Source organism: Cohnella sp. CFH 77786, assembly GCF_019400745.1.
Lineage (GTDB): Bacteria > Bacillota > Bacilli > Paenibacillales > Paenibacillaceae > Cohnella.
Genome location: NZ_WJIB01000011.1, coordinates 184386 through 202755 on the forward strand (window position 1 = coordinate 184386; position 18370 = coordinate 202755).

An 18370-nucleotide genomic window follows, 5' to 3' on the forward strand; every position below is an offset into this window, starting at 1 on the left:
GGAATGAGTTTGGTCCCAATGGTCGTCGAACAAACCAACCGCGGCGAGCGGTCGTATGACATTTACTCCAGGCTCCTCAAGGACCGGATAATTTTTCTCGGAAGCGCCATTGACGACGACGTCGCCAATCTCGTCATCGCCCAACTGCTTTTCCTGGCGGCGGAAGATCCGGAGAAAGACATCTCCTTGTATATCAATTCGCCCGGCGGTTCCGTGACGGCCGGCATGGGCATCTACGATACGATGCAGTTCATCAAGCCGGATGTTTCGACGATCTGCTGCGGCATGGCGGCCAGCATGGGCTCGCTCCTGCTGACCGCGGGCGCCAAGGGCAAACGGTTCGCTCTCCCGAACAGCGAGATCATGATCCACCAGCCCCTCGGCGGAGTGAGAGGCCAGGCATCCGATATCAAGATTCACGCGGATTGGATCGTCAAGACGAAGGAAAAGCTCAATCGCATCTACGTGGAACGTACGGGACAGCCGTACGAAAAAATCGAGCGCGACACGGATCGCGACAACTTCATGAGTGCGGAGGAAGCCGTGGAATACGGTCTCATCGACCGCGTGATATCCGCGCCCATCCCCGTTTAAAGGAGGGTTCCCATGTTTAAATTCAACGACGAGAAAGGCCAGCTCAAGTGCTCGTTCTGCGGCAAGTCGCAGGATCAGGTCCGGAAGCTGGTGGCCGGACCCGGCGTCTATATATGCGACGAATGCATCGAGCTCTGCACGGAGATCGTGGAGGAAGAGCTGGGTCACGAGGAAGAGCTGGATCTCAAGGACATTCCGAAACCGAAGGACATCCGCAACATTTTGGACCAATATGTCATCGGCCAGGATCAAGCGAAGAAGTCGCTGTCCGTTGCCGTATACAACCACTATAAGCGGATCAATTCCCAATCGGCCAAGCTGGAGGACGTCGAGCTGCAGAAAAGCAACATCATGCTGATCGGACCGACCGGTTCCGGCAAGACGCTGCTCGCGCAGACGATGGCCAAAATCCTCAACGTGCCTTTCGCGATCGCCGACGCGACGTCCTTGACCGAAGCCGGCTATGTCGGGGAAGACGTCGAGAACATTTTGCTGAAGCTGATTCAAGCCGCCGATTACGACGTAGAGAAAGCCGAGCGCGGCATCATCTACATCGACGAGATCGACAAGGTCGCCCGGAAATCCGAGAACCCGTCGATCACGCGCGACGTTTCCGGCGAAGGCGTGCAGCAGGCGCTGCTTAAAATCCTGGAAGGGACCGTCGCATCCGTGCCTCCGCAAGGAGGACGCAAGCATCCGCACCAGGAGTTCATCCAAATCGACACGACGAACATCCTGTTCATCTGCGGCGGAGCGTTCGACGGACTGGAACAGATCATCAAACGCCGGATCGGCAAGAAAGTGATCGGCTTCAGCTCGGCCCTCGAAGGCCAGAAGGAGCTGAAACCGGGCGAATACTTGTCGCTGGCGCAACCGGAAGACCTGCTGAAATTCGGTCTGATCCCGGAATTCGTCGGCCGTCTGCCGGTCATCTCGACGCTGGAGCCGCTGGACGAATCCGCGCTGGTCCGGATCCTGTCCGAGCCGAAGAACGCTCTCGTGAAGCAGTATCAGAAGCTGCTCGAGTTGGACAACGTGAAGCTCGAGTTCGAGGGCGGCGCCCTGGAGGAGATCGCCCGCGAAGCGATCAAGCGCAATACGGGCGCGCGGGGTCTACGGGCCATCATCGAAGGCATCATGCTGGACGTGATGTACGAAGTGCCGTCGAGGGACGACGTCGTCAATTGCGTCGTGACCGAGAAGGTCGTCAAAGAGAAGATGGTTCCCGAGCTCCACACGAAGAAAGGCAAGAAAAAAGAAGAAAGCGCGTAAGCTGCAGATAGAATCCACCTCGTCGAAAGACGAGGTGGATTGATATTCGGGGAGAGAAGCGGTTATGTACAAAAGGACAGACACCGTTCCCGTCCGGGTGGGGAACCTGACGATCGGCGGGAACAACCAGGTCATCCTGCAAAGCATGTGCACGACGAAGACGGCAGACGTCGCCGCCACCGTGGCGGAGATCAAACGGCTCGAGGAAGCCGGGTGCCAGCTGGTCCGCGTCACGGTCAACAACAAGGAAGCGGCGGAAGCGATCAAAGCGATCAAACGGGAAATTTCCATTCCTCTCGTCGCAGACATCCATTTCGACTACCGGCTTGCGCTCCTGGCGATCGAGAACGGCATCGACAAGGTGCGGATCAATCCCGGCAATATCGGCCGCCGCGAGAAGGTGGAAGCGGTCGTCAAAGCATGCAAAGAACGCGGCATTCCGATCCGGATCGGCGTCAACGCCGGGTCACTCGAGAACCATCTGCTGGAGAAATACGGCTATCCGACCCCGGAAGCGATGGTGGAGAGCGCGCTGTTCCATATCGGCATTTTGGAGGAGCTGGATTTTCACGATATCATCGTGTCCTTGAAGGCATCTGACGTGCCGATGGCGATCGCGGCCTACACGCAAGCGGCCGAAATTATTCGCTACCCCCTCCACCTGGGCATTACGGAAGCCGGAACGCTGTACTCCGGCACGATCAAAAGCTCGGCCGGTCTCGGCGTGCTGCTGAACGCCGGCATCGGGAACACGATGCGGATTTCCCTAAGCGCCGATCCCGTAGAGGAGATCAAGGCGGCGCGCGAGTTGCTGAAGGTGTTCGGTCTGATCACGGACGCGCCGACGCTCATCTCCTGCCCGACCTGCGGCCGACTGGACATCGACCTGTTCTCCGTGGCGAACGAGGTGGAAGAGTACTTGTCCAAGCTCAAGGTGCCGATTAAGGTCAGCGTGCTCGGATGCGCGGTGAACGGGCCGGGGGAAGCCCGGGAGGCGGACATTGGCATCGCCGGGGCCCGCGGGGAAGGGATGCTGTTCCGCTACGGCGAAATGATCCGTAAAGTGCCGGAGGCGGAGCTGGTATCCGAGCTGAAGAAGGAAATCGACCATATCGCGGCCGTGTACGGCGAGACGGGGGTTATTCCAGGGAGGAAGCATTGATGCCGGCGGGTTGGCGGGGCAAGCTGTTCTGGCTGCTCGGCGGACTGGCTTTGCTGCTGTTCCTCGCGGCTTGCGGCTCCGGATCCGGTACCGATTCCGAGGGGGCCGATTCCGGTAAGGGCGCGTTGCACGTTCATCAGGCCCCGAACGGAGACACCCGGGAAGAAACGGCTTCCTTGGACAAGCTTCCCGCGTTTCTGGACAACCGTCCCAACAAAATGCTGCTTGCCTACCAGGCTGCGGCGAAGCTCCGCGACACGCTGCAGTGGATCCCGTGCTATTGCGGCTGCGGGGAGAGCGCCGGGCATAAGAGCAACCTCAACTGCTTCATCCATGAGGTGAGGGAGGACGGCACCGTCGTCTGGGACGATCACGGAACCCGATGCGACGTCTGCCAGACGATTGCGCTTCAGGCCGCCCAGATGAAGAGCCAAGGGAAATCGGATTTGGAAATTCGCAAGTTCATCGACGCCTCTTACAAGAACGGCTACGCGAAACCGACGGTGACGCCGATGCCGGAGGTATAACAAATAAATGGTCCGACAATCATGGGTGCCGCGTTCGCGCGGCTCTTTTTCTTTGCTTGGGTGATTCGAACCGCAACCCGGCAACCCGGCAACCCGGCAACCCGGTGCTAAGAGCAAAAATGTAATTAATCTTTGATAAACAACGGTTTTTTTATCAACTAAGAACCCAAATACACTTAGTCTGACGAATAAAACGATTTTATGGATAAAAGACTCTAAGTGTATTTTGGACGTTAGTTATCGAAATTGGGGAGTATTTTCGATAACTAACGGTACTTTTACAGTTAGCGTTGAGTGTTTAATGCGAGTGGGGACATTATGGTCGATGACAATCGACTGAGCAGTGCGAATATGTGTTGACGTGAGACGGTTGGCGGAGGTTAAGCCGGTGAGACCGGCGATAAACGGAGGGCGAGCGGGGGGCCGAGGTTAAGCCGGTGAGACCGGCGATAAACGGAGGGCGAGTGGGGGGCGGAGGTTAAGCCGGTGAGACCGGCGATAAGGCGATGTGTGCGGAGGTTGGCGGAGTTGGCGGAGTCATGGGGTCAGTCCGGCCGCGGTTCGTGGATCAGGTACATCGTCACGTGAAGATGTATGGCCCCCTCCCTTCCGGGAACGGTCTGTATTAAACTCGGGAATCACGGCTGCATGTGGTCGACCGACCGCAGTCATGCAGCGCACCGTGCGCTGGGGGCTCCGCGTGGTGCGAAAAGCCGTTGGATATGAAGGAAAAAGGTACGAATCGCCTGCGGACCAATTGTTTCGGGAATTCGTTATGGAACATTATGGCGGGAAACTTCGTCAAGCGAATTGACTATATCTTCCGGGATTCGGGCAATACTATTCAGTATACCCCGGGTTCCGGATTTTTTGGTGATTCGGAAAGTATAAATTCAACGATCCTTTTCAGAATCGCCTCGGGTAAAACGTCTATCCGTCCGAATAGGACGGGAAGCCGGTTTACTTGGTTTTCACAATTTCCGGAATGTTGAATGCGGAGAGGAAGTGGGAAAATGAGCTTAAGCATGATCCTGATGCTGATTCAGGTGTTTTTCGCCGTCATTATCGGCATATATTTCTGGAACTTGCTGCGGAACCAGAAATCGAACCGGAGCGCGGTCGACCGAGAATCCCGCAAGGAGATGGACAAGCTGAGGAAGCTGCGTTCGATATCCCTGACGAAGCCGTTGGCGGAGAAAACCCGCCCCGCTTCGATGAACGATCTCGTCGGTCAGAAGGAAGGCATTCGCGCGCTCAAGGCGGCCCTGTGCAGCAGCAATCCCCAGCACGTGCTCGTCTACGGCCCGCCGGGCGTAGGCAAAACCGCGGCAGCGCGGGTCATCCTGGAGGAGGCGAAGAAAAATCCGCTGTCCCCCTTCCGCCATGACGCGAAGTTCACGGAGATCGATGCGACCACCGCCCGTTTCGACGAACGGGGGATCGCCGACCCGCTCATCGGATCGGTGCACGATCCGATTTATCAAGGCGCGGGCGCGATGGGCGTGGCGGGCATTCCCCAGCCGAAGCCCGGCGCCGTGACGAAAGCGCACGGGGGCATCCTGTTCATCGACGAGATCGGCGAGCTCCATCCGATCCAGATGAACAAGCTGCTCAAGGTGCTCGAGGACCGCAAGGTCTTCCTCGAAAGCGCCTACTACCACGCGGAAGATCCGAACATCCCGATGTACATCCACGACATATTCCAGAACGGGTTGCCGGCGGATTTCCGCTTGGTCGGCGCGACGACGCGGTCGCCGAGCGAGCTGTCGCCCGCGCTGCGCAGCCGGTGCATGGAGGTTTATTTCCGACCTCTGCTGCCGGACGAGATCGGCAGGATCGCCGAGAACGCGATCCACAAAATCGGGTTCCAGCCGATGCCCGAAGCCGTGGAGGTCGTCAAGCGGTACGCGACGAACGGCAGGGAAGCGGTCAACATCATCCAGCTGGCCGCCGGGCTCGCCTTGTCCGAGAACCGTACCGTCCTGTCCGCGGCGGACGTGGAATGGGTCGTGAACAGCAGCCAGCTCCCGCCGCGCCCGGACCGCAAAATCCCGTCCGAACCGCAAGTCGGGCTCGTCAACGGCCTGGCGGTTTACGGGCCGAGCATGGGCGCGCTGCTCGAAATCGAGGTCACGGCGATTCCGGCCTCCCCGGGCCGCGGACAATTCACGATCACCGGCGTCGTGGACGAAGAGGAGCTTGGAGGCGGTCAGCGGACGCTTCGCCGCAAAAGCATGGCCAAAGGCTCGGTGGACAACGTGCTGACCGTCCTCAGGCGCTGCGGGCTTCATCCGGAGAATTTCGACCTGCACATCAACTTCCCCGGCGGCACGCCCGTCGACGGCCCTTCCGCCGGCGTGGCGATGGCTGTGGCCATTGCTTCGGCGGTCACGAAGCGGCCGGTCGACAATAAGCTGGCCATGACGGGGGAGGTGAGCATTCATGGCCGGGTCAAACCGGTGGGCGGCGTCATCGCCAAGGTGGAGGCCGCTTTCCAATCCGGCGCCGAGACGGTGCTCATTCCCAAAGAGAACTGGCAGGCTATTTTCGAGGGGCTGGAGGGAGTCAAAGTCATCCCCGTGGAGCGGATGGAGGAGGTGTTCCTCCACGTATTCGGGGAACGCGTGATGAGGGAGGAGCGAGAAACGTCCGCACAGGACGCGGCTCTTGCCCCGGACGCGTTCGCGGCGGCACCGGCCGTCTCCGTGCTGCACGCCGGCCTGGCGGCGCCCGAGCCTTCGCCGGTTCCGATCGACAGCCCCGCCCCCAGGCGGGAGCCGCCTCTCTCTCCCGCGCCGGGACTGCCCGCGCAAGGTTAATCCGAACAGTCGCCGCAAACAAAGCGGTTGAAGCCGTCCCCTCGGACGGCTTTTTTACCGCCTCGAGGACGCGGTCAAGTGAGCGAATTGCTCGATTTATTTCGAGCAAGCCCCGCGGTAAGCCTCCGACTGGAGCGAATTGCTCGATTATTTCGAGCAACGACCTGCCGTAAGCCTCCGACTGGAGCGAATTGCTCGATTATTTCGAGCATCTCTCCGACTAAAGACCCCGCCCGATTAATCCCGCCCCGCATGGGGGGAACCTATTCGGGTGCGGTCTGGGGGGATGCCGTTTTGCGGGCCGCGGGTACATTTGGTACAATGACGGAAACAATTTCTTTCTTGGTCCCTCAGAATTTACGGCGACCTGCAATGCCTTTCTGAGCGATCTCGATCGAAACGACATTCCCAGTCTTCCAGCGTTTCCAAAGGAAACGCACATCGTGAGGATGCGCTTAAAGACGGCGCAATCGTTTTACTTGTCCAGATCCGTTTCTTAAGGAGGTGCCGGACATGGGTTCGGGCAAAACAAAAAGCCGTTCCATTCCTTTGCTGCCCCTGCGCGGGCTGCTCGTCTATCCCAGCATGGTGCTTCATCTGGACGTCGGACGGGAGAAGTCGGTTAAGGCTCTGGAACAAAGCATGGTAGACGACCACATGATTCTTCTCTGCTCCCAGTCGGAAGTGAACATCGAAGAGCCGACGCAAGAGGATATATACCGCATCGGTACGATCGCGAAGGTACGCCAGATGCTCAAGCTGCCGAACGGAACGATCCGCGTGCTCGTGGAAGGCGTCACCCGGGCGGAAATCGAGCAATACTTGCCGAACGACCAGTATTACGAAGTGCTGGCCGCGGATCTCCAGGAGACGGGCGGAGGCGATCCCGAACTCGATGCCCTCATGAGAGCCGTCCTGAGCCAGTTCGAGAATTACATCAACCTGTCGAAGAAAGTGACGCCGGAGACCCTGGCCGCCGTAGCGGACATCGATCAGCCCGGCCGGCTGGCCGACGTCATTACGAGCCATCTGTCGCTGAAAATCAAAGACAAGCAGGAGATATTGGAGACCGTGAACGTTCGCGCGCGTCTGGAACGGGTACTGGACATGCTCGGCAACGAGCGGGAAGTACTGGAGCTGGAGCGGAAAATCAGCCAGCGCGTCAAGAAGCAGATGGAAAAAACGCAGAAGGAGTACTACCTTCGGGAGCAAATGAAGGCGATCCAGAAGGAGCTCGGCGAGAAGGAAGGCCGCGCGGGCGAAGCCGAAGAGCTGCGCGGTCAGCTGGAGGAAGCCCGCCTGCCGGAGAAAATCGCCGCCAAGGTCGCGAAGGAAATCGACCGGCTGGAGAAGATGCCGGCGGCTTCCGCGGAGGGAGCCGTCATTCGCACTTACGTGGAATGGCTGCTCGCGCTTCCGTGGACGAAACAGACGGAAGACGATCTCGATATCGCCAAGGCCGAGCAAATCCTGGACGAAGAGCATTACGGGCTCGAGAAGCCGAAGGAGCGGGTGCTGGAGTACTTAGCCGTCCAGAAGCTCGTCAAGAAGCTGAAAGGCCCGATCCTCTGCTTCGTCGGGCCCCCCGGCGTCGGCAAAACGTCGCTCGCCCGCTCGATCGCCAAATCGCTCGGGCGCGAATTCGTCCGTATCTCTCTCGGCGGCGTGCGCGATGAAGCCGAAATCCGCGGCCATCGCCGCACCTACGTCGGCGCCATGCCCGGCCGGATCATCCAGGGCATGCGCAACGCGGGCACCCTGAACCCCGTCTTCCTGTTGGACGAAATCGACAAGATGGCGATGGATTTCCGCGGGGATCCCGCGTCTGCCCTGCTCGAGGTGCTCGATCCGGAGCAGAACGCCACGTTCAGCGACCATTACATCGAAATGCCGTTCGACCTGTCCAACGTACTGTTCGTCACGACGGCGAACGTCGTCCATAACATTCCCCGCCCGCTGCTCGACCGGATGGAACTGCTCACGGTTCCGGGGTATACGGAGCTGGAGAAGCAGGAAATCGCGCAGCGTCATCTTCTGCCGAAGCAGAAGCGGGAGCACGGCCTGGAGGAAGACCAGTTGGAGGTGCGGCCGGATGCCGTGCTGTCCCTGATCCGCGAATATACCCGGGAATCTGGCGTGCGGAACATGGAGCAGCAGCTGGCGTCCGTTTGCCGCAAAGCCGCCAAGGCGATTGTGGCCGATCCCGAGGCCGCGCCGATCGTGGTGGACGAAGACAAGCTCAAGGAATACCTCGGTCCCCCGAAATTCCGCTACGGCATGGCGGAACAGGAAGATCAGATCGGCGCCGTCACCGGACTCGCTTGGACGGAGGTGGGCGGCGACACGCTCGTGATCGAGGTCACCGTCATGCCGGGAAGCGGCAAGCTGACCCTCACGGGCAAACTCGGAGACGTCATGAAGGAGTCCGCGCAAGCGGCGTTCAGCTACACCCGCAGCCGAGTGAAGGAGCTCGGGATCGCGCCCGACTTCCATGAGAAGACCGACATCCATATCCATATCCCCGAAGGCGCGATTCCGAAGGACGGACCGTCAGCGGGGATCACGATGGCGACCGCGCTCATTTCCGCGCTCACGAACAGGCCCGTGTCGCGCGAAGTCGCGATGACGGGGGAGATCACGCTGCGGGGACGGGTTCTTCCGATCGGCGGTCTCAAGGAGAAGTCGCTCGCCGCGCACCGAGCCGGCATCCGCAAAGTGCTCATCCCCAAGGACAACGAGCGCGATCTGCGGGACGTGCCGGAAAGCGTGCGGGAGGATCTGACTTTCGTGCCGGTGTCCCACATGGACGAAGTGCTGGAACACGCCCTGACCGAGCCGATCCTGATCGCTTCGCCCGTCGGCAACGACCCGCTGGACACGGACCCGGAAGCGCCGATCCCGGCGGCCGTGGAGTCCGAAACCGAGGAGGGGCCGCCGCTCGGCACCCATTGACGCCAAACCGGAAGGACGTTCTTCCCATGAAAATCAAAACCAGCGAATTCGTGATCAGCGCGGCCGGCGAGAGCCAATTTCCGGAGGACGGTTTGCCGGAAGTGGCCCTCGCCGGCCGCTCCAACGTCGGCAAGTCCTCACTCATCAACAAGATGCTGCTGCGGCGGAATTTGGCCCGCACGAGCGCGCAGCCCGGCAAAACGCAGACGCTGAACTATTACCGGATCAACGACGCGCTGTACTTCGTCGATTTTCCCGGCTACGGCTACGCTCGGGTGTCCAAATCGCAGCGCGAAGCCTGGGGCAAGCTGGCGGAGCGTTACTTGCGGGACCGCAAGCCGCTTAAGCTCGTGCTGCAGCTGGTGGATTTGCGCCATCCCCCGTCGGCGGACGACCGCAACATGTTCGCCTGGCTTTCCCACTACGGGATCCCGATGTGCGTCGTCGCCACCAAAGCGGACAAAATATCCCGCAACCAGGTCCCGAAGCATGCCAAGATCATCCGGCAAGATTTGGGCATGCCCGGGCATTTCCCGCTCGTCGTTTTCTCGTCGGAAACGGGCCAAGGACGGGATGAATTATGGAGCATCATCGCGCAAGCGGCAGAAATACCGAGTGAGTCCCCCTCTGAACCCCCTAAAGTACCGCAGGAAACCGAGGATAACGGGTAAAAAGCCGGCGGGATTCCGGGAGGAATCGTTTTTTACGGGTTTTTTGCGGGAAAATCGCGGCCGGAAGGCGAGAAACGTCCGAAGGAATATCTTATAATAAGGATAGGTAAGTCAGGATCGCCAGATCCACAATCGGGCAACAAAATGGGAATTGAGGAGATTTTATGGCTCATAGGGTAGCCACGGAGTATGTCAATGCCATTCTGACGGTGCCGGAAACCGAAATGCCGAGACTTCTCGCCCTGTGCGGAGCCCAGCAGCTTCGCCTGCAGGTGTTCGTGCTGGATGGCGGCAATCAGGAGGTCGTCCTCGAGGACGACGCGGGCGGCGAATCCATCCGCTTGACCTTTGAGCGTTCCGAAGGAAATTTCCGGTGCCGGTTGACCTGCAGGGTCGTACGGCCCACGTTGACGAATGCTCTGCGCAAGATGGTCTCTGCCTTCAAGGGCGATGCCGTCGTCAACCGGATTTACGAAGGCTTCACCATGGTCTATCACTACGTGCAGGGCGCGGTCGTCCGGATCGCCGAATGCAGAGGTTCCATGGTCCGCACGGTGTTCGAATACCGGGATATGCTCGGCAGAATGGAGGCGCAGTTCCAGCTCTGTTCCGTCGAGGAAGAAATCGCAAGGCTGAGGCAGTCGGTCAACGACCTGCTGGACCGGCGCAACCGCGCATCCGATCCGGCCTGCGTCAGCGAAATCGATGAACGTCTGAAGTATCACAGCCGTCTGCTCTTCATTTTGGAAGCTTGAAGTAACGGCCGTCATGAATCCATTTCTCGCGGAGCCGCATGAAGCGGCTCTTTATTTTGTTGACCGGGGGCTTCCGCTCCAGACCCTTGCGTCACTTTTGGGGGATTGTTTCGTGGCACGAATCGTTCCGAAACCGCATAAGGTGGACTTGGGAAGCCCCTGGGGACGCGCGATTTCGAAAAATGGGGGAACCCCAAGCGCGGCGCGGGTTGGACGAGGATACATTTGCCCAAAAAAAGTTGTTGCATTTCAGGGCGATAGATGTTATTTTTATTTTCGTTGAAAACACAATAGGAACCAGGATTCACTCAGGAACGGAATGCGGTTGAGAGCAGATTCCCTCGAGAAGTGAATGACGTAGGTCCTAGCGGATGAAATCAGCTTCACATTTTATTCCTAGGAAGGGGGAACCGAAAGATGGAATACTCTACTTTCGGACGGCACGTTGCGGTGGACACATGGGGAGTAAACTTCGATACTTTGAACAACGCCGAACTTCTCCAATCGCACATGGTTGAGGCAGCCGAAGCTTGCGGCGCCACCGTTCTATCGGTTCAAGCCAAACAATTCGAGCCTCAAGGGGCAACGGTACTGGTTTTGCTCTCGGAGAGCCATCTCTCCATCCACACGTATCCTGAGAAAGGTTTTGCCGCGATCGATTGCTACACCTGCGGCGAAACGGTCGACCCCCAATTGGCGATCGACTATCTCGTGGGCGTTCTGAAGCCTGAGCGCACGTATTCGAAGAAGCTCGTTCGCGGCCTGGGCGAAATGAAAGTCGAAGAGCCGGTTCTGATCCAGCCCGAGCTCGTTTAACTGAAACATATGCGACGGAAGCCGCGAGGGAAATCCTCGTGGCTTTTTCAATCAATCGGAGTGCATGAGTTTCACGTCTTTTCATTTCTGAATGATCTTCGATAAAAACGACATTCCCTGTCCCTAGAGGACGACGAAGCAGCTTTTTATTTGTTTTGCAGGAATATGTTGCAAACAAGGCGTCGACAATAGGAATTGGCGGCTGTCCGTTTTCAAAAATTTTTCATAAATGAAGCGGAAGCGACTGTCGAACTGTGGTATAATGAGGCTTGACTTTAGGGTCCCACCCTTCGAGAAAGGCAGGTGAATGCTCATGCATCTGATTGCGGTCGGATTGAATTATCGAACCGCTCCCGTGGAAATCCGGGAACGTTTCGCGCTTGCGGAAGGCGATACCGTGAAGGCCCTTCAGACGCTGAAACGGACAACGGGCATTCTCGAAGGCGTCATCGTGGCGACCTGCAACCGGACGGAAATTTATGCGGTGGTGGATCGGCAGCATCTGTGCGGACACTACGTGCGGGCATTCATGGAGCAATGGTTCCGCATTCCAAGGCAGGAATTCAACCAGCATTTATATATGCACGAAGACGACCAGGCGGTGGAGCATCTGTTCCGCGTCGCCTGCGGGCTCGATTCGATGGTGCTCGGCGAAACGCAAATCCTGGGGCAAGTCCGGGACGCGTTCCTCCAGGCTCAAGAGAACGGGGCGACGGGAACGATTTTCAACCGCTTGTTCAAACAAGCCGTGACGCTGGCCAAACGGGCCCATTCGGAGACGTCCATCGGGGAAAACGCGGTCTCCGTCAGCTACGCGGCGGTGGAACTGGGGAAACGGATCTTCGGCCGCTTCGACGATAAGACGGTCATGATCGTCGGCGCGGGCAAAATGAGCGAGCTCACGGCCCGCAACTTGCATGCGAACGGCGCGCAGCGGGTATTCGTTGCGGGACGGACGCTCTCCCGCGCGGAGGAGCTGGCCGGCAAATTCAAGGGCAACGCTCTGACGATGGAAGAAGCTTTGAATCGGCTGGACGAAGCCGATATCGTCATCAGCAGCACCGGAGCGGAAGGTTTCGTGCTGGATAGGAGCTCGGTCGAAAGAGCGATGGCCCGGCGCAAGAAGCGGCCGCTCTTCCTGATCGACATCGCCGTGCCGCGCGACATCGATCCCGCCAGCGGCGACATTCCCAACGTGTTCCTGTACGATATCGACGATCTGGAAGGGATCGTCGAAGGGAATCTGGAGAAGCGGCGCAAGGAAGCGGCGGTCATTGAGTCGATGATCGCGGAGGAGCGGGAAGCTTACCGCGAATGGTATGCCACGCTGGGCGTGAGCCCGCTGATCCGCGCGCTTCAGGAGAAGGCGGCCGCCATCCACGAGAGCACGCTGGAAAGCATGCTCCGCAAGCTTCCCGAGCTCGACGAGCGGGAGCGGAAAGTCATCCGCAAGCTGACCAAGAGCATGTTGAATCAGATGATCCACGATCCGATTCTGCGCATCAAGGAGCTGGCGGCGGAGAAGAAAGGCGAAGAGGCGATGAATCTGTTCGTCCAATTGTTCGCCATGGAGAACGAAGTTTCGAGATTGAAGGAACAAGCCGGAACGGACCGCAAATCGCGGCAAACTTCCGAGCTTCAGGAGCCGACCGGCGCCGCCCGGGAACTGGAGACGCTGCTCACCCGGCTGGCGAGCGCGCTCCAATAGCAGCCGGGCCGCCATCGCGGACCTGGACGACCCGAAGCAGGGAGGCGCTGCCCCCGTGTTGACCCAAGACTGGCTGACCGATGCCGTGCTTTACGTATACGCCCTGAGCTTGCTTTTCTTCGCGTCCGACGCCGCTTCCGGCAGCCGGAGCGCCAGGAAGGCGGGAACAGGGCTGCTTGTTTTCGTCTGGGTGCTTCAGACCGTGTTTCTGCTGATTCAGCTGGCCCAACGGTTCTCGATGGCCGATCTGACCCCGAGGGATTTTCTCTTTTTCGTCTCCTGGCTTCTCGTTTCGGTGTCATTCATTGTGAACCGGTGGCTGAGGGCCGAGTTGCTCGTCCTGTTCGTGAACGTCGTCGGATTCGCGGTGCTGGCGCTGAACTTGCTTCAACGGCCGGGCCGGAGCTCCGTCCTGACCTCGTGGGAAGCGGCGAAAAGACTGCTCGTCGTCCACATCGGCCTTATCACCATTTCGTTCGCCGTCTTGACCGTCGCCGCCATACTGGGGGGCATGTACCTGTTCTTGCACGGCCGGCTGAAGCGGAAGCGCTGGTCTCCGGTCATGAGCCGGATGCCCAGCCTGGAGCTCATCGACCGGTATGCTTTCCGGGCGGGTCTCATCGGGGTTCCGCTGCTGTTCCTGTCCTTGTCGACCGGAACGGCGGCGCTGCTCCTGGACGGGAGGGCGAGTTTCCTGCTGGACGGCAAGGTTCTGCTGTCCTTTGCCTCGGGCGTTTTGTATGCCGTCTACTTGGTCCGGAGGACGGCGTCGGGAGACGACGGCAAGAAGGTAGCCCGCTGGAATCTGCTCGGTTATGCGTTGCTGATAGCCGCCTTCTTCGGCTATTCGTTATCCACATTTCACCGCTGGACATAGCGAGGGGAGAGAGGCGGCCGCATGGCGGCATGGTATCCGTTATTGCTCGATATCGAAGGAAAGCGATGCGTCGTCTTCGGAGGAGGGCCGGTTGCCGAACGCAAAATCGGCGGCTTGCTGGACGCGGGAGCCCGGGTGCGGGTCGTCAGTCCGCAGTTGACGTCCGGCTTAAGACGGCTGGCAGACGAGAGGCGTTTGGAATGGCTGCCGAAGACAGCCGAGGCTTCGGATCTCGAAGGGGCCGTCTTGGCTTTCGCTGCTTCGGGAGACCCGGGAGCGAACCGGCGGATCGCGGAAGAGGCGAAGAGGGCCGGGATTCCGGTCAACGTGGCCGACGAAGGGGAAACCGGGGATTTCATCTGTCCGGCCGTCCTGCGGAGGGGCAGATTCGTCTTGGCGGCGAGCGCCTCGGGGGCCGGTCCGGCGCTCGCTTCCCGCGTCATCCGGGAACTGTCGGAGCGTTACGGACCGGAATACGGCGAGTATGCCGAAGCATTGCGAAGGATCAGGGCGGTCGTAAAATCGTACGTGAAGGATCCGGGAGAGAGGCGCCGCCTGCTGGCCGCAGCGGCGGACGAGGCCGCCTTGCGGGAAGGGTTGGCGGAGGAAGCGTCCGGGCCGGCTGACCCCGCGCGGCTGATCGAGCGGCTGAGAGAGCTGGCCGGGCGGACCGGGGAAGACAGAGACAATAGGTGAGGAGCATACACCATGCGTAAAATCATCGTGGGAACCCGGCAAAGCGCCCTGGCGCTGACTCAGACGGGACAAACCGTCGAGCGGCTGAAGGAAATCGCGGAAGCGGCCGGCTTCGCTTATACGTTCGAGTTGAAACCGATCGTGACGCGCGGCGACCGCATTCTGGACGTTACGCTGTCGAAGGTCGGCGGCAAAGGCTTGTTCGTCAAGGAAATCGAGCAGGCACTGCTGGACGGGGACATCGATATGGCGGTACATAGCATGAAGGACATGCCGTTCGAGCTGCCGGAGGGACTCGCCATCGGCGCGGTTCCGCAGCGGGAAGATCCGCGGGATTGCTTCATCGGCAGAACGGTCCGCTCCGTGGACGAGCTGCCGGCGGGCGCCAGGGTCGGCACGAGCAGCCTGCGGCGGAAGGCGCAGCTCCAAGCTCTCAGGCCGGATTTGGCGATCGAGTCGATCCGCGGAAATATCGACACCCGGATCCGCAAGCTGCAGGAGGAAGGGCTGGACGCGATCCTCCTTGCGGCGGCCGGCTTGCACCGGATGGGGTGGCAAGACCGGATCTCGTCTTACTTGCCGGCCGAGCAGTGTTTGCCGGCGGTCGGGCAAGGGGCGCTCGCGATCGAATGCCGGGCGGACGATGCCGAAGTGCTCGGCTTGCTGGCCCGGATCCATGATCCGGTTACCGGCCGCACCGTGTCGGCGGAGCGCCGGCTGCTCGGCTTGCTGAACGGAGGCTGCCAGGTGCCGATCGGCGCTTACGCGGTAACGGCAGGCGGGGCAGAAGACGGAGAGATCGTGCTGACGGGGATGGTGGCGTCGCCGGACGGATCCCGGATCCTGAAGGAGACGGCAACGGGAACGGACCCGTCCCAAGTCGGCCTTATGGTCGCGGAAGCTCTGCGGGCGCGCGGAGCCGACGCCATTCTGGCGGAAGCGGGGGAAGAGGCGAAATGAGCGCAGGAAAAGTATATTTGGTCGGCGCGGGACCCGGCGACCCGAAATTGATCACGCTGCGCGGCCTGGAGGCGCTGAAGCGCGCCGACTGCGTCGTATACGACCGGCTGGCGGGCCCGCAGCTGTTGAACAGGGCCCGTCCCGATGCCGAATTCATTTACGTCGGCAAGCTGCCGGATCGGCATACGATGAAGCAGGAAGAGATCAACCGGCTGCTCGTCGATCTGGCCCTGCAAGGCAAGACCGTAATCCGCCTCAAAGGCGGCGATCCAACCGTGTTCGGCCGTGTCGGGGAAGAGGCCGAGCTGCTGCGGAAAAACGGCGTTCCCTACGAAATCATTCCGGGCATTACATCCGCGATCGCCGTGCCGGCTTATGCGGGCATTCCCGTCACGCATCGCGAGCTGGCCTCATCCTTTTCCGTCATCACCGGCCACGAAAGCCCGGATAAGCTGGACCTTTCCATCCATTGGGACAAGGTGACCAACGCGACGGGAACGCTCGTCTTCTTGATGGGCGTCGCCAAAATCGGTTATATCGCGGAGCAGTTGCAGAGATACGGGCGTCCGCCCGAAACGCCCGTCGCGCTTGTCCGTTGGGGAACGAGGGCGGAACAGCGGACGCTCACCGGCACGCTTGCCGACATCGAAGAACGGGTCAAAGCCGCCGGTTTCGAGCCGCCCGCCGTCATCATAGTCGGAGATGTGGTGCGCCAGCGGGAAACGCTGGCGTGGATCGAGCGGAAGCCGCTCTTCGGCAAACGCGTGCTCGTCACCCGCGCCCGTTCCCAAGCGAGCGAGCTGGCCGACAAGATCGACGAGCTCGGCGGGGAGCCTTACGAGTTTCCCGTCATCGAAACCCGGCTGCCGACGGAGGAAGCCGCCGTCCAAGCGGTGAGGGACGCGATTCGCGCGGCGGAAACGTACGATTGGGTCATTCTGACCAGCGAGAACGGAGTGGCATTCTTCTTCCGGTGGCTGGACCTTTGCGATTCGGATATCCGCAAATTCCACCGGGCGCGGTTCGCGGCCATCGGGCCCAAAACGGCGGAGGCGCTCGCCTTGCGCGGCGTCCGGGCGGACGTCGTGGCGGAACAATTCCGGGCCGAGGGCTTGCTGGAGTCGCTCGCCGGAGAAGTCAAACCCGGACAGACGGCATTGCTGCCCAGAGGCGACCTCGCCCGGGAGACGCTCCCCGCGGAGCTTGGGCGCCAAGGCGTGAAGACGGTGGAAATCGATGTCTACGAGACCGTACTCGCGCACGGCCGCGATCCTTTTCTGCTGGAAATGCTGGAAAACGGAGAGATCCATGCCGTTACGTTCACGAGTTCCTCCACCGTCGTGAACCTGCTGGATGCCCTCCGCCGACTGGGTGCGGAGGACCCGGCGGCGCTGCTCCGGAGCGCCGAGATCGCGTGCATCGGACCGATTACGGCGCGCACGGCGGAGGAGAACGGATTGCTCGTCACGGTAACGGCCGAAACGGCTACGATCGACGGTTTGGTGAAAGCCCTATGCGACTCGACAACGAAGAGAGGGAATGAACGGAGATGACTTACCCGAAGACGAGACACCGCAGGCTGCGCGTTTCGGCCGCTCTCCGGAGCTTGGTGAGGGAGACGGCTCTAAGCGCCGACGATTTCATCGCGCCGATCTTCATTGCCGAAGGCGAAGGGATCCGGCAAGAAATCTCGTCGATGCCCGGCGTATACAACTGGTCGCTCGATACGATGGATGAAGAGCTGTCCGAGCTCTCCCGGCTCGGAATCCGGGCCGTATTGGTGTTCGGGGTGCCGGACGCGGGCGGAAAGGACGCGCTCGGCACATGCGCCTACGACGAACGGGGAATCGTCCAGGAAGCGATCCGCCGCATCAAAGCCGGTTATCCGGACATGCTCGTCGTTGCGGATACCTGCCTGTGCGAGTTCACCGACCACGGCCATTGCGGCGTCGTGCACGACCAGGGGGGCGTCGCCGTCGTCGACAACGACGAGTCGCTGGAGCTGCTGGTGAAGACCGCCGTCTCCCAAGCCAGGGCAGGCGCGGATATCATCGCGCCGTCGAACATGATGGACGGCTTCGTGGCCGCGATCCGAGCGGGGCTGGACGAAGCCGGGTTCGGGCACGTTCCGATCATGTCGTATTCGGTCAAATACTCGTCGGCTTATTACGGGCCTTTCCGCGAGGCTGCCCAATCCGCTCCGAAGTTCGGCGACCGGAAGACGTACCAGATGGATCCGGCCAACGCGCGGGAAGCGCTTCGCGAAGCGCGTTCCGACGCGGAAGAGGGGGCCGATTTCCTGATGGTGAAGCCCGGCCTCGCCTACCTGGACATCGTCCGGGCGCTTAGGGAACGGTTCGATCTGCCGCTTGTCGTCTACAATGTCAGCGCGGAGTATTCGATGGTCAAGGCGGCCGCCTTGCAAGGGTGGATCGACGAGCGGGCGATCGTGCTCGAGACGCTGCTAGGCATGAAACGCGCCGGGGCCGATCTGATCATCACCTACCATGCCAAGGATGCGGTCCGCTGGCTCAACGGGAAATAAAGAACCAAGCTCCGCG

Annotated in this window: 15 protein-coding genes; all 15 read left to right on the forward strand. The window is 60.3% G+C overall.

What is annotated here, in order from left to right:
• The first annotated feature begins 3 nt into the window (after positions 1-3).
• Positions 4-594 carry an ATP-dependent Clp endopeptidase proteolytic subunit ClpP gene (clpP, locus tag GE107_RS17495; RefSeq protein WP_219641271.1) on the forward strand — a complete coding sequence of 197 codons (591 nt, stop codon included), beginning with the start codon at positions 4-6 and terminating at the stop codon, positions 592-594.
• A 12-nt stretch (positions 595-606) separates the two neighbouring features.
• The gene (gene clpX, locus GE107_RS17500; protein WP_219641272.1) at positions 607-1866 is read left to right on the forward strand and encodes an ATP-dependent protease ATP-binding subunit ClpX; all 1260 of its coding nucleotides are present in this window, start codon (positions 607-609) and stop codon (positions 1864-1866) included.
• A 64-nt stretch (positions 1867-1930) separates the two neighbouring features.
• On the forward strand, positions 1931-3028 hold the full coding sequence (ispG, locus tag GE107_RS17505) for a flavodoxin-dependent (E)-4-hydroxy-3-methylbut-2-enyl-diphosphate synthase (protein ID WP_219641273.1): 1098 nt from the start codon (positions 1931-1933) through the stop codon (positions 3026-3028).
• Positions 3028-3555 carry a PCYCGC domain-containing protein gene (locus GE107_RS17510; protein WP_219641274.1) on the forward strand — a complete coding sequence of 176 codons (528 nt, stop codon included), beginning with the start codon at positions 3028-3030 and terminating at the stop codon, positions 3553-3555. The genes ispG and GE107_RS17510 overlap by 1 nt, the downstream gene beginning before the upstream one ends.
• A gap of 1013 nt (positions 3556-4568) precedes the next feature.
• A complete protein-coding gene (lonB, locus tag GE107_RS17515; protein WP_219641275.1) occupies positions 4569-6374 on the forward strand; it encodes an ATP-dependent protease LonB in 1806 nt (601 codons plus the stop codon).
• Between the two features lie 513 nt (positions 6375-6887).
• Complete coding sequence (gene lon / locus GE107_RS17520; protein WP_219641276.1) at positions 6888-9326, forward strand: endopeptidase La; 2439 nt, start codon at positions 6888-6890, stop codon at positions 9324-9326.
• 26 nt (positions 9327-9352) lie between these two features.
• Complete coding sequence (gene yihA / locus GE107_RS17525) at positions 9353-9997, forward strand: ribosome biogenesis GTP-binding protein YihA/YsxC (protein ID WP_219641277.1); 645 nt, start codon at positions 9353-9355, stop codon at positions 9995-9997.
• Positions 9998-10161: 164 nt separating this feature from the next.
• Complete coding sequence (locus GE107_RS17530; protein ID WP_219641278.1) at positions 10162-10752, forward strand: non-ribosomal peptide synthetase module; 591 nt, start codon at positions 10162-10164, stop codon at positions 10750-10752.
• Between the two features lie 417 nt (positions 10753-11169).
• Complete coding sequence (speD, locus tag GE107_RS17535) at positions 11170-11568, forward strand: adenosylmethionine decarboxylase (RefSeq protein WP_219641279.1); 399 nt, start codon at positions 11170-11172, stop codon at positions 11566-11568.
• Positions 11569-11881: 313 nt separating this feature from the next.
• Positions 11882-13276 carry a glutamyl-tRNA reductase gene (hemA, locus tag GE107_RS17540; RefSeq protein WP_219641280.1) on the forward strand — a complete coding sequence of 465 codons (1395 nt, stop codon included), beginning with the start codon at positions 11882-11884 and terminating at the stop codon, positions 13274-13276.
• Positions 13277-13331: 55 nt separating this feature from the next.
• Entirely contained in the window at positions 13332-14153 is an 822-nt protein-coding gene (locus tag GE107_RS17545; RefSeq protein ID WP_219641281.1) for a cytochrome C assembly family protein, read from the forward strand.
• Between the two features lie 21 nt (positions 14154-14174).
• Positions 14175-14849, forward strand: coding sequence for a precorrin-2 dehydrogenase/sirohydrochlorin ferrochelatase family protein (locus GE107_RS17550; protein WP_219641282.1), 675 nt, complete (start codon positions 14175-14177; stop codon positions 14847-14849).
• Positions 14850-14861: 12 nt separating this feature from the next.
• Entirely contained in the window at positions 14862-15809 is a 948-nt protein-coding gene (gene hemC, locus GE107_RS17555) for a hydroxymethylbilane synthase (protein ID WP_219641283.1), read from the forward strand.
• On the forward strand, positions 15806-17362 hold the full coding sequence (gene cobA, locus GE107_RS17560) for a uroporphyrinogen-III C-methyltransferase (protein ID WP_219641284.1): 1557 nt from the start codon (positions 15806-15808) through the stop codon (positions 17360-17362). Before hemC ends, cobA begins: the two co-directional genes overlap by 4 nt.
• Positions 17359-18354 (forward strand): porphobilinogen synthase, encoded by a 996-nt coding sequence (gene hemB / locus GE107_RS17565; RefSeq protein WP_219641285.1) that lies wholly within the window; start codon positions 17359-17361, stop codon positions 18352-18354. The genes cobA and hemB overlap by 4 nt, the downstream gene beginning before the upstream one ends.
• Positions 18355-18370: the final 16 nt, after the last annotated feature.

Bases quoted from the DNA above. Each gene is read 5' to 3' on its own strand.
- clpP (WP_219641271.1), top strand. From the start codon at position 4: ATGAGTTTGGTCCCAATGGTCGTCGAACAAACCAACCGCGGCGAGCGG.
- clpX (WP_219641272.1), top strand. From the start codon at position 607: ATGTTTAAATTCAACGACGAGAAAGGCCAGCTCAAGTGCTCGTTCTGC.
- ispG (WP_219641273.1), top strand. From the start codon at position 1,931: ATGTACAAAAGGACAGACACCGTTCCCGTCCGGGTGGGGAACCTGACG.
- GE107_RS17510 (WP_219641274.1), top strand. From the start codon at position 3,028: ATGCCGGCGGGTTGGCGGGGCAAGCTGTTCTGGCTGCTCGGCGGACTG.
- lonB (WP_219641275.1), top strand. From the start codon at position 4,569: ATGAGCTTAAGCATGATCCTGATGCTGATTCAGGTGTTTTTCGCCGTC.
- lon (WP_219641276.1), top strand. From the start codon at position 6,888: ATGGGTTCGGGCAAAACAAAAAGCCGTTCCATTCCTTTGCTGCCCCTG.
- yihA (WP_219641277.1), top strand. From the start codon at position 9,353: ATGAAAATCAAAACCAGCGAATTCGTGATCAGCGCGGCCGGCGAGAGC.
- GE107_RS17530 (WP_219641278.1), top strand. From the start codon at position 10,162: ATGGCTCATAGGGTAGCCACGGAGTATGTCAATGCCATTCTGACGGTG.
- speD (WP_219641279.1), top strand. From the start codon at position 11,170: ATGGAATACTCTACTTTCGGACGGCACGTTGCGGTGGACACATGGGGA.
- hemA (WP_219641280.1), top strand. From the start codon at position 11,882: ATGCATCTGATTGCGGTCGGATTGAATTATCGAACCGCTCCCGTGGAA.
- GE107_RS17550 (WP_219641282.1), top strand. From the start codon at position 14,175: ATGGCGGCATGGTATCCGTTATTGCTCGATATCGAAGGAAAGCGATGC.
- hemC (WP_219641283.1), top strand. From the start codon at position 14,862: ATGCGTAAAATCATCGTGGGAACCCGGCAAAGCGCCCTGGCGCTGACT.
- cobA (WP_219641284.1), top strand. From the start codon at position 15,806: ATGAGCGCAGGAAAAGTATATTTGGTCGGCGCGGGACCCGGCGACCCG.
- hemB (WP_219641285.1), top strand. From the start codon at position 17,359: ATGACTTACCCGAAGACGAGACACCGCAGGCTGCGCGTTTCGGCCGCT.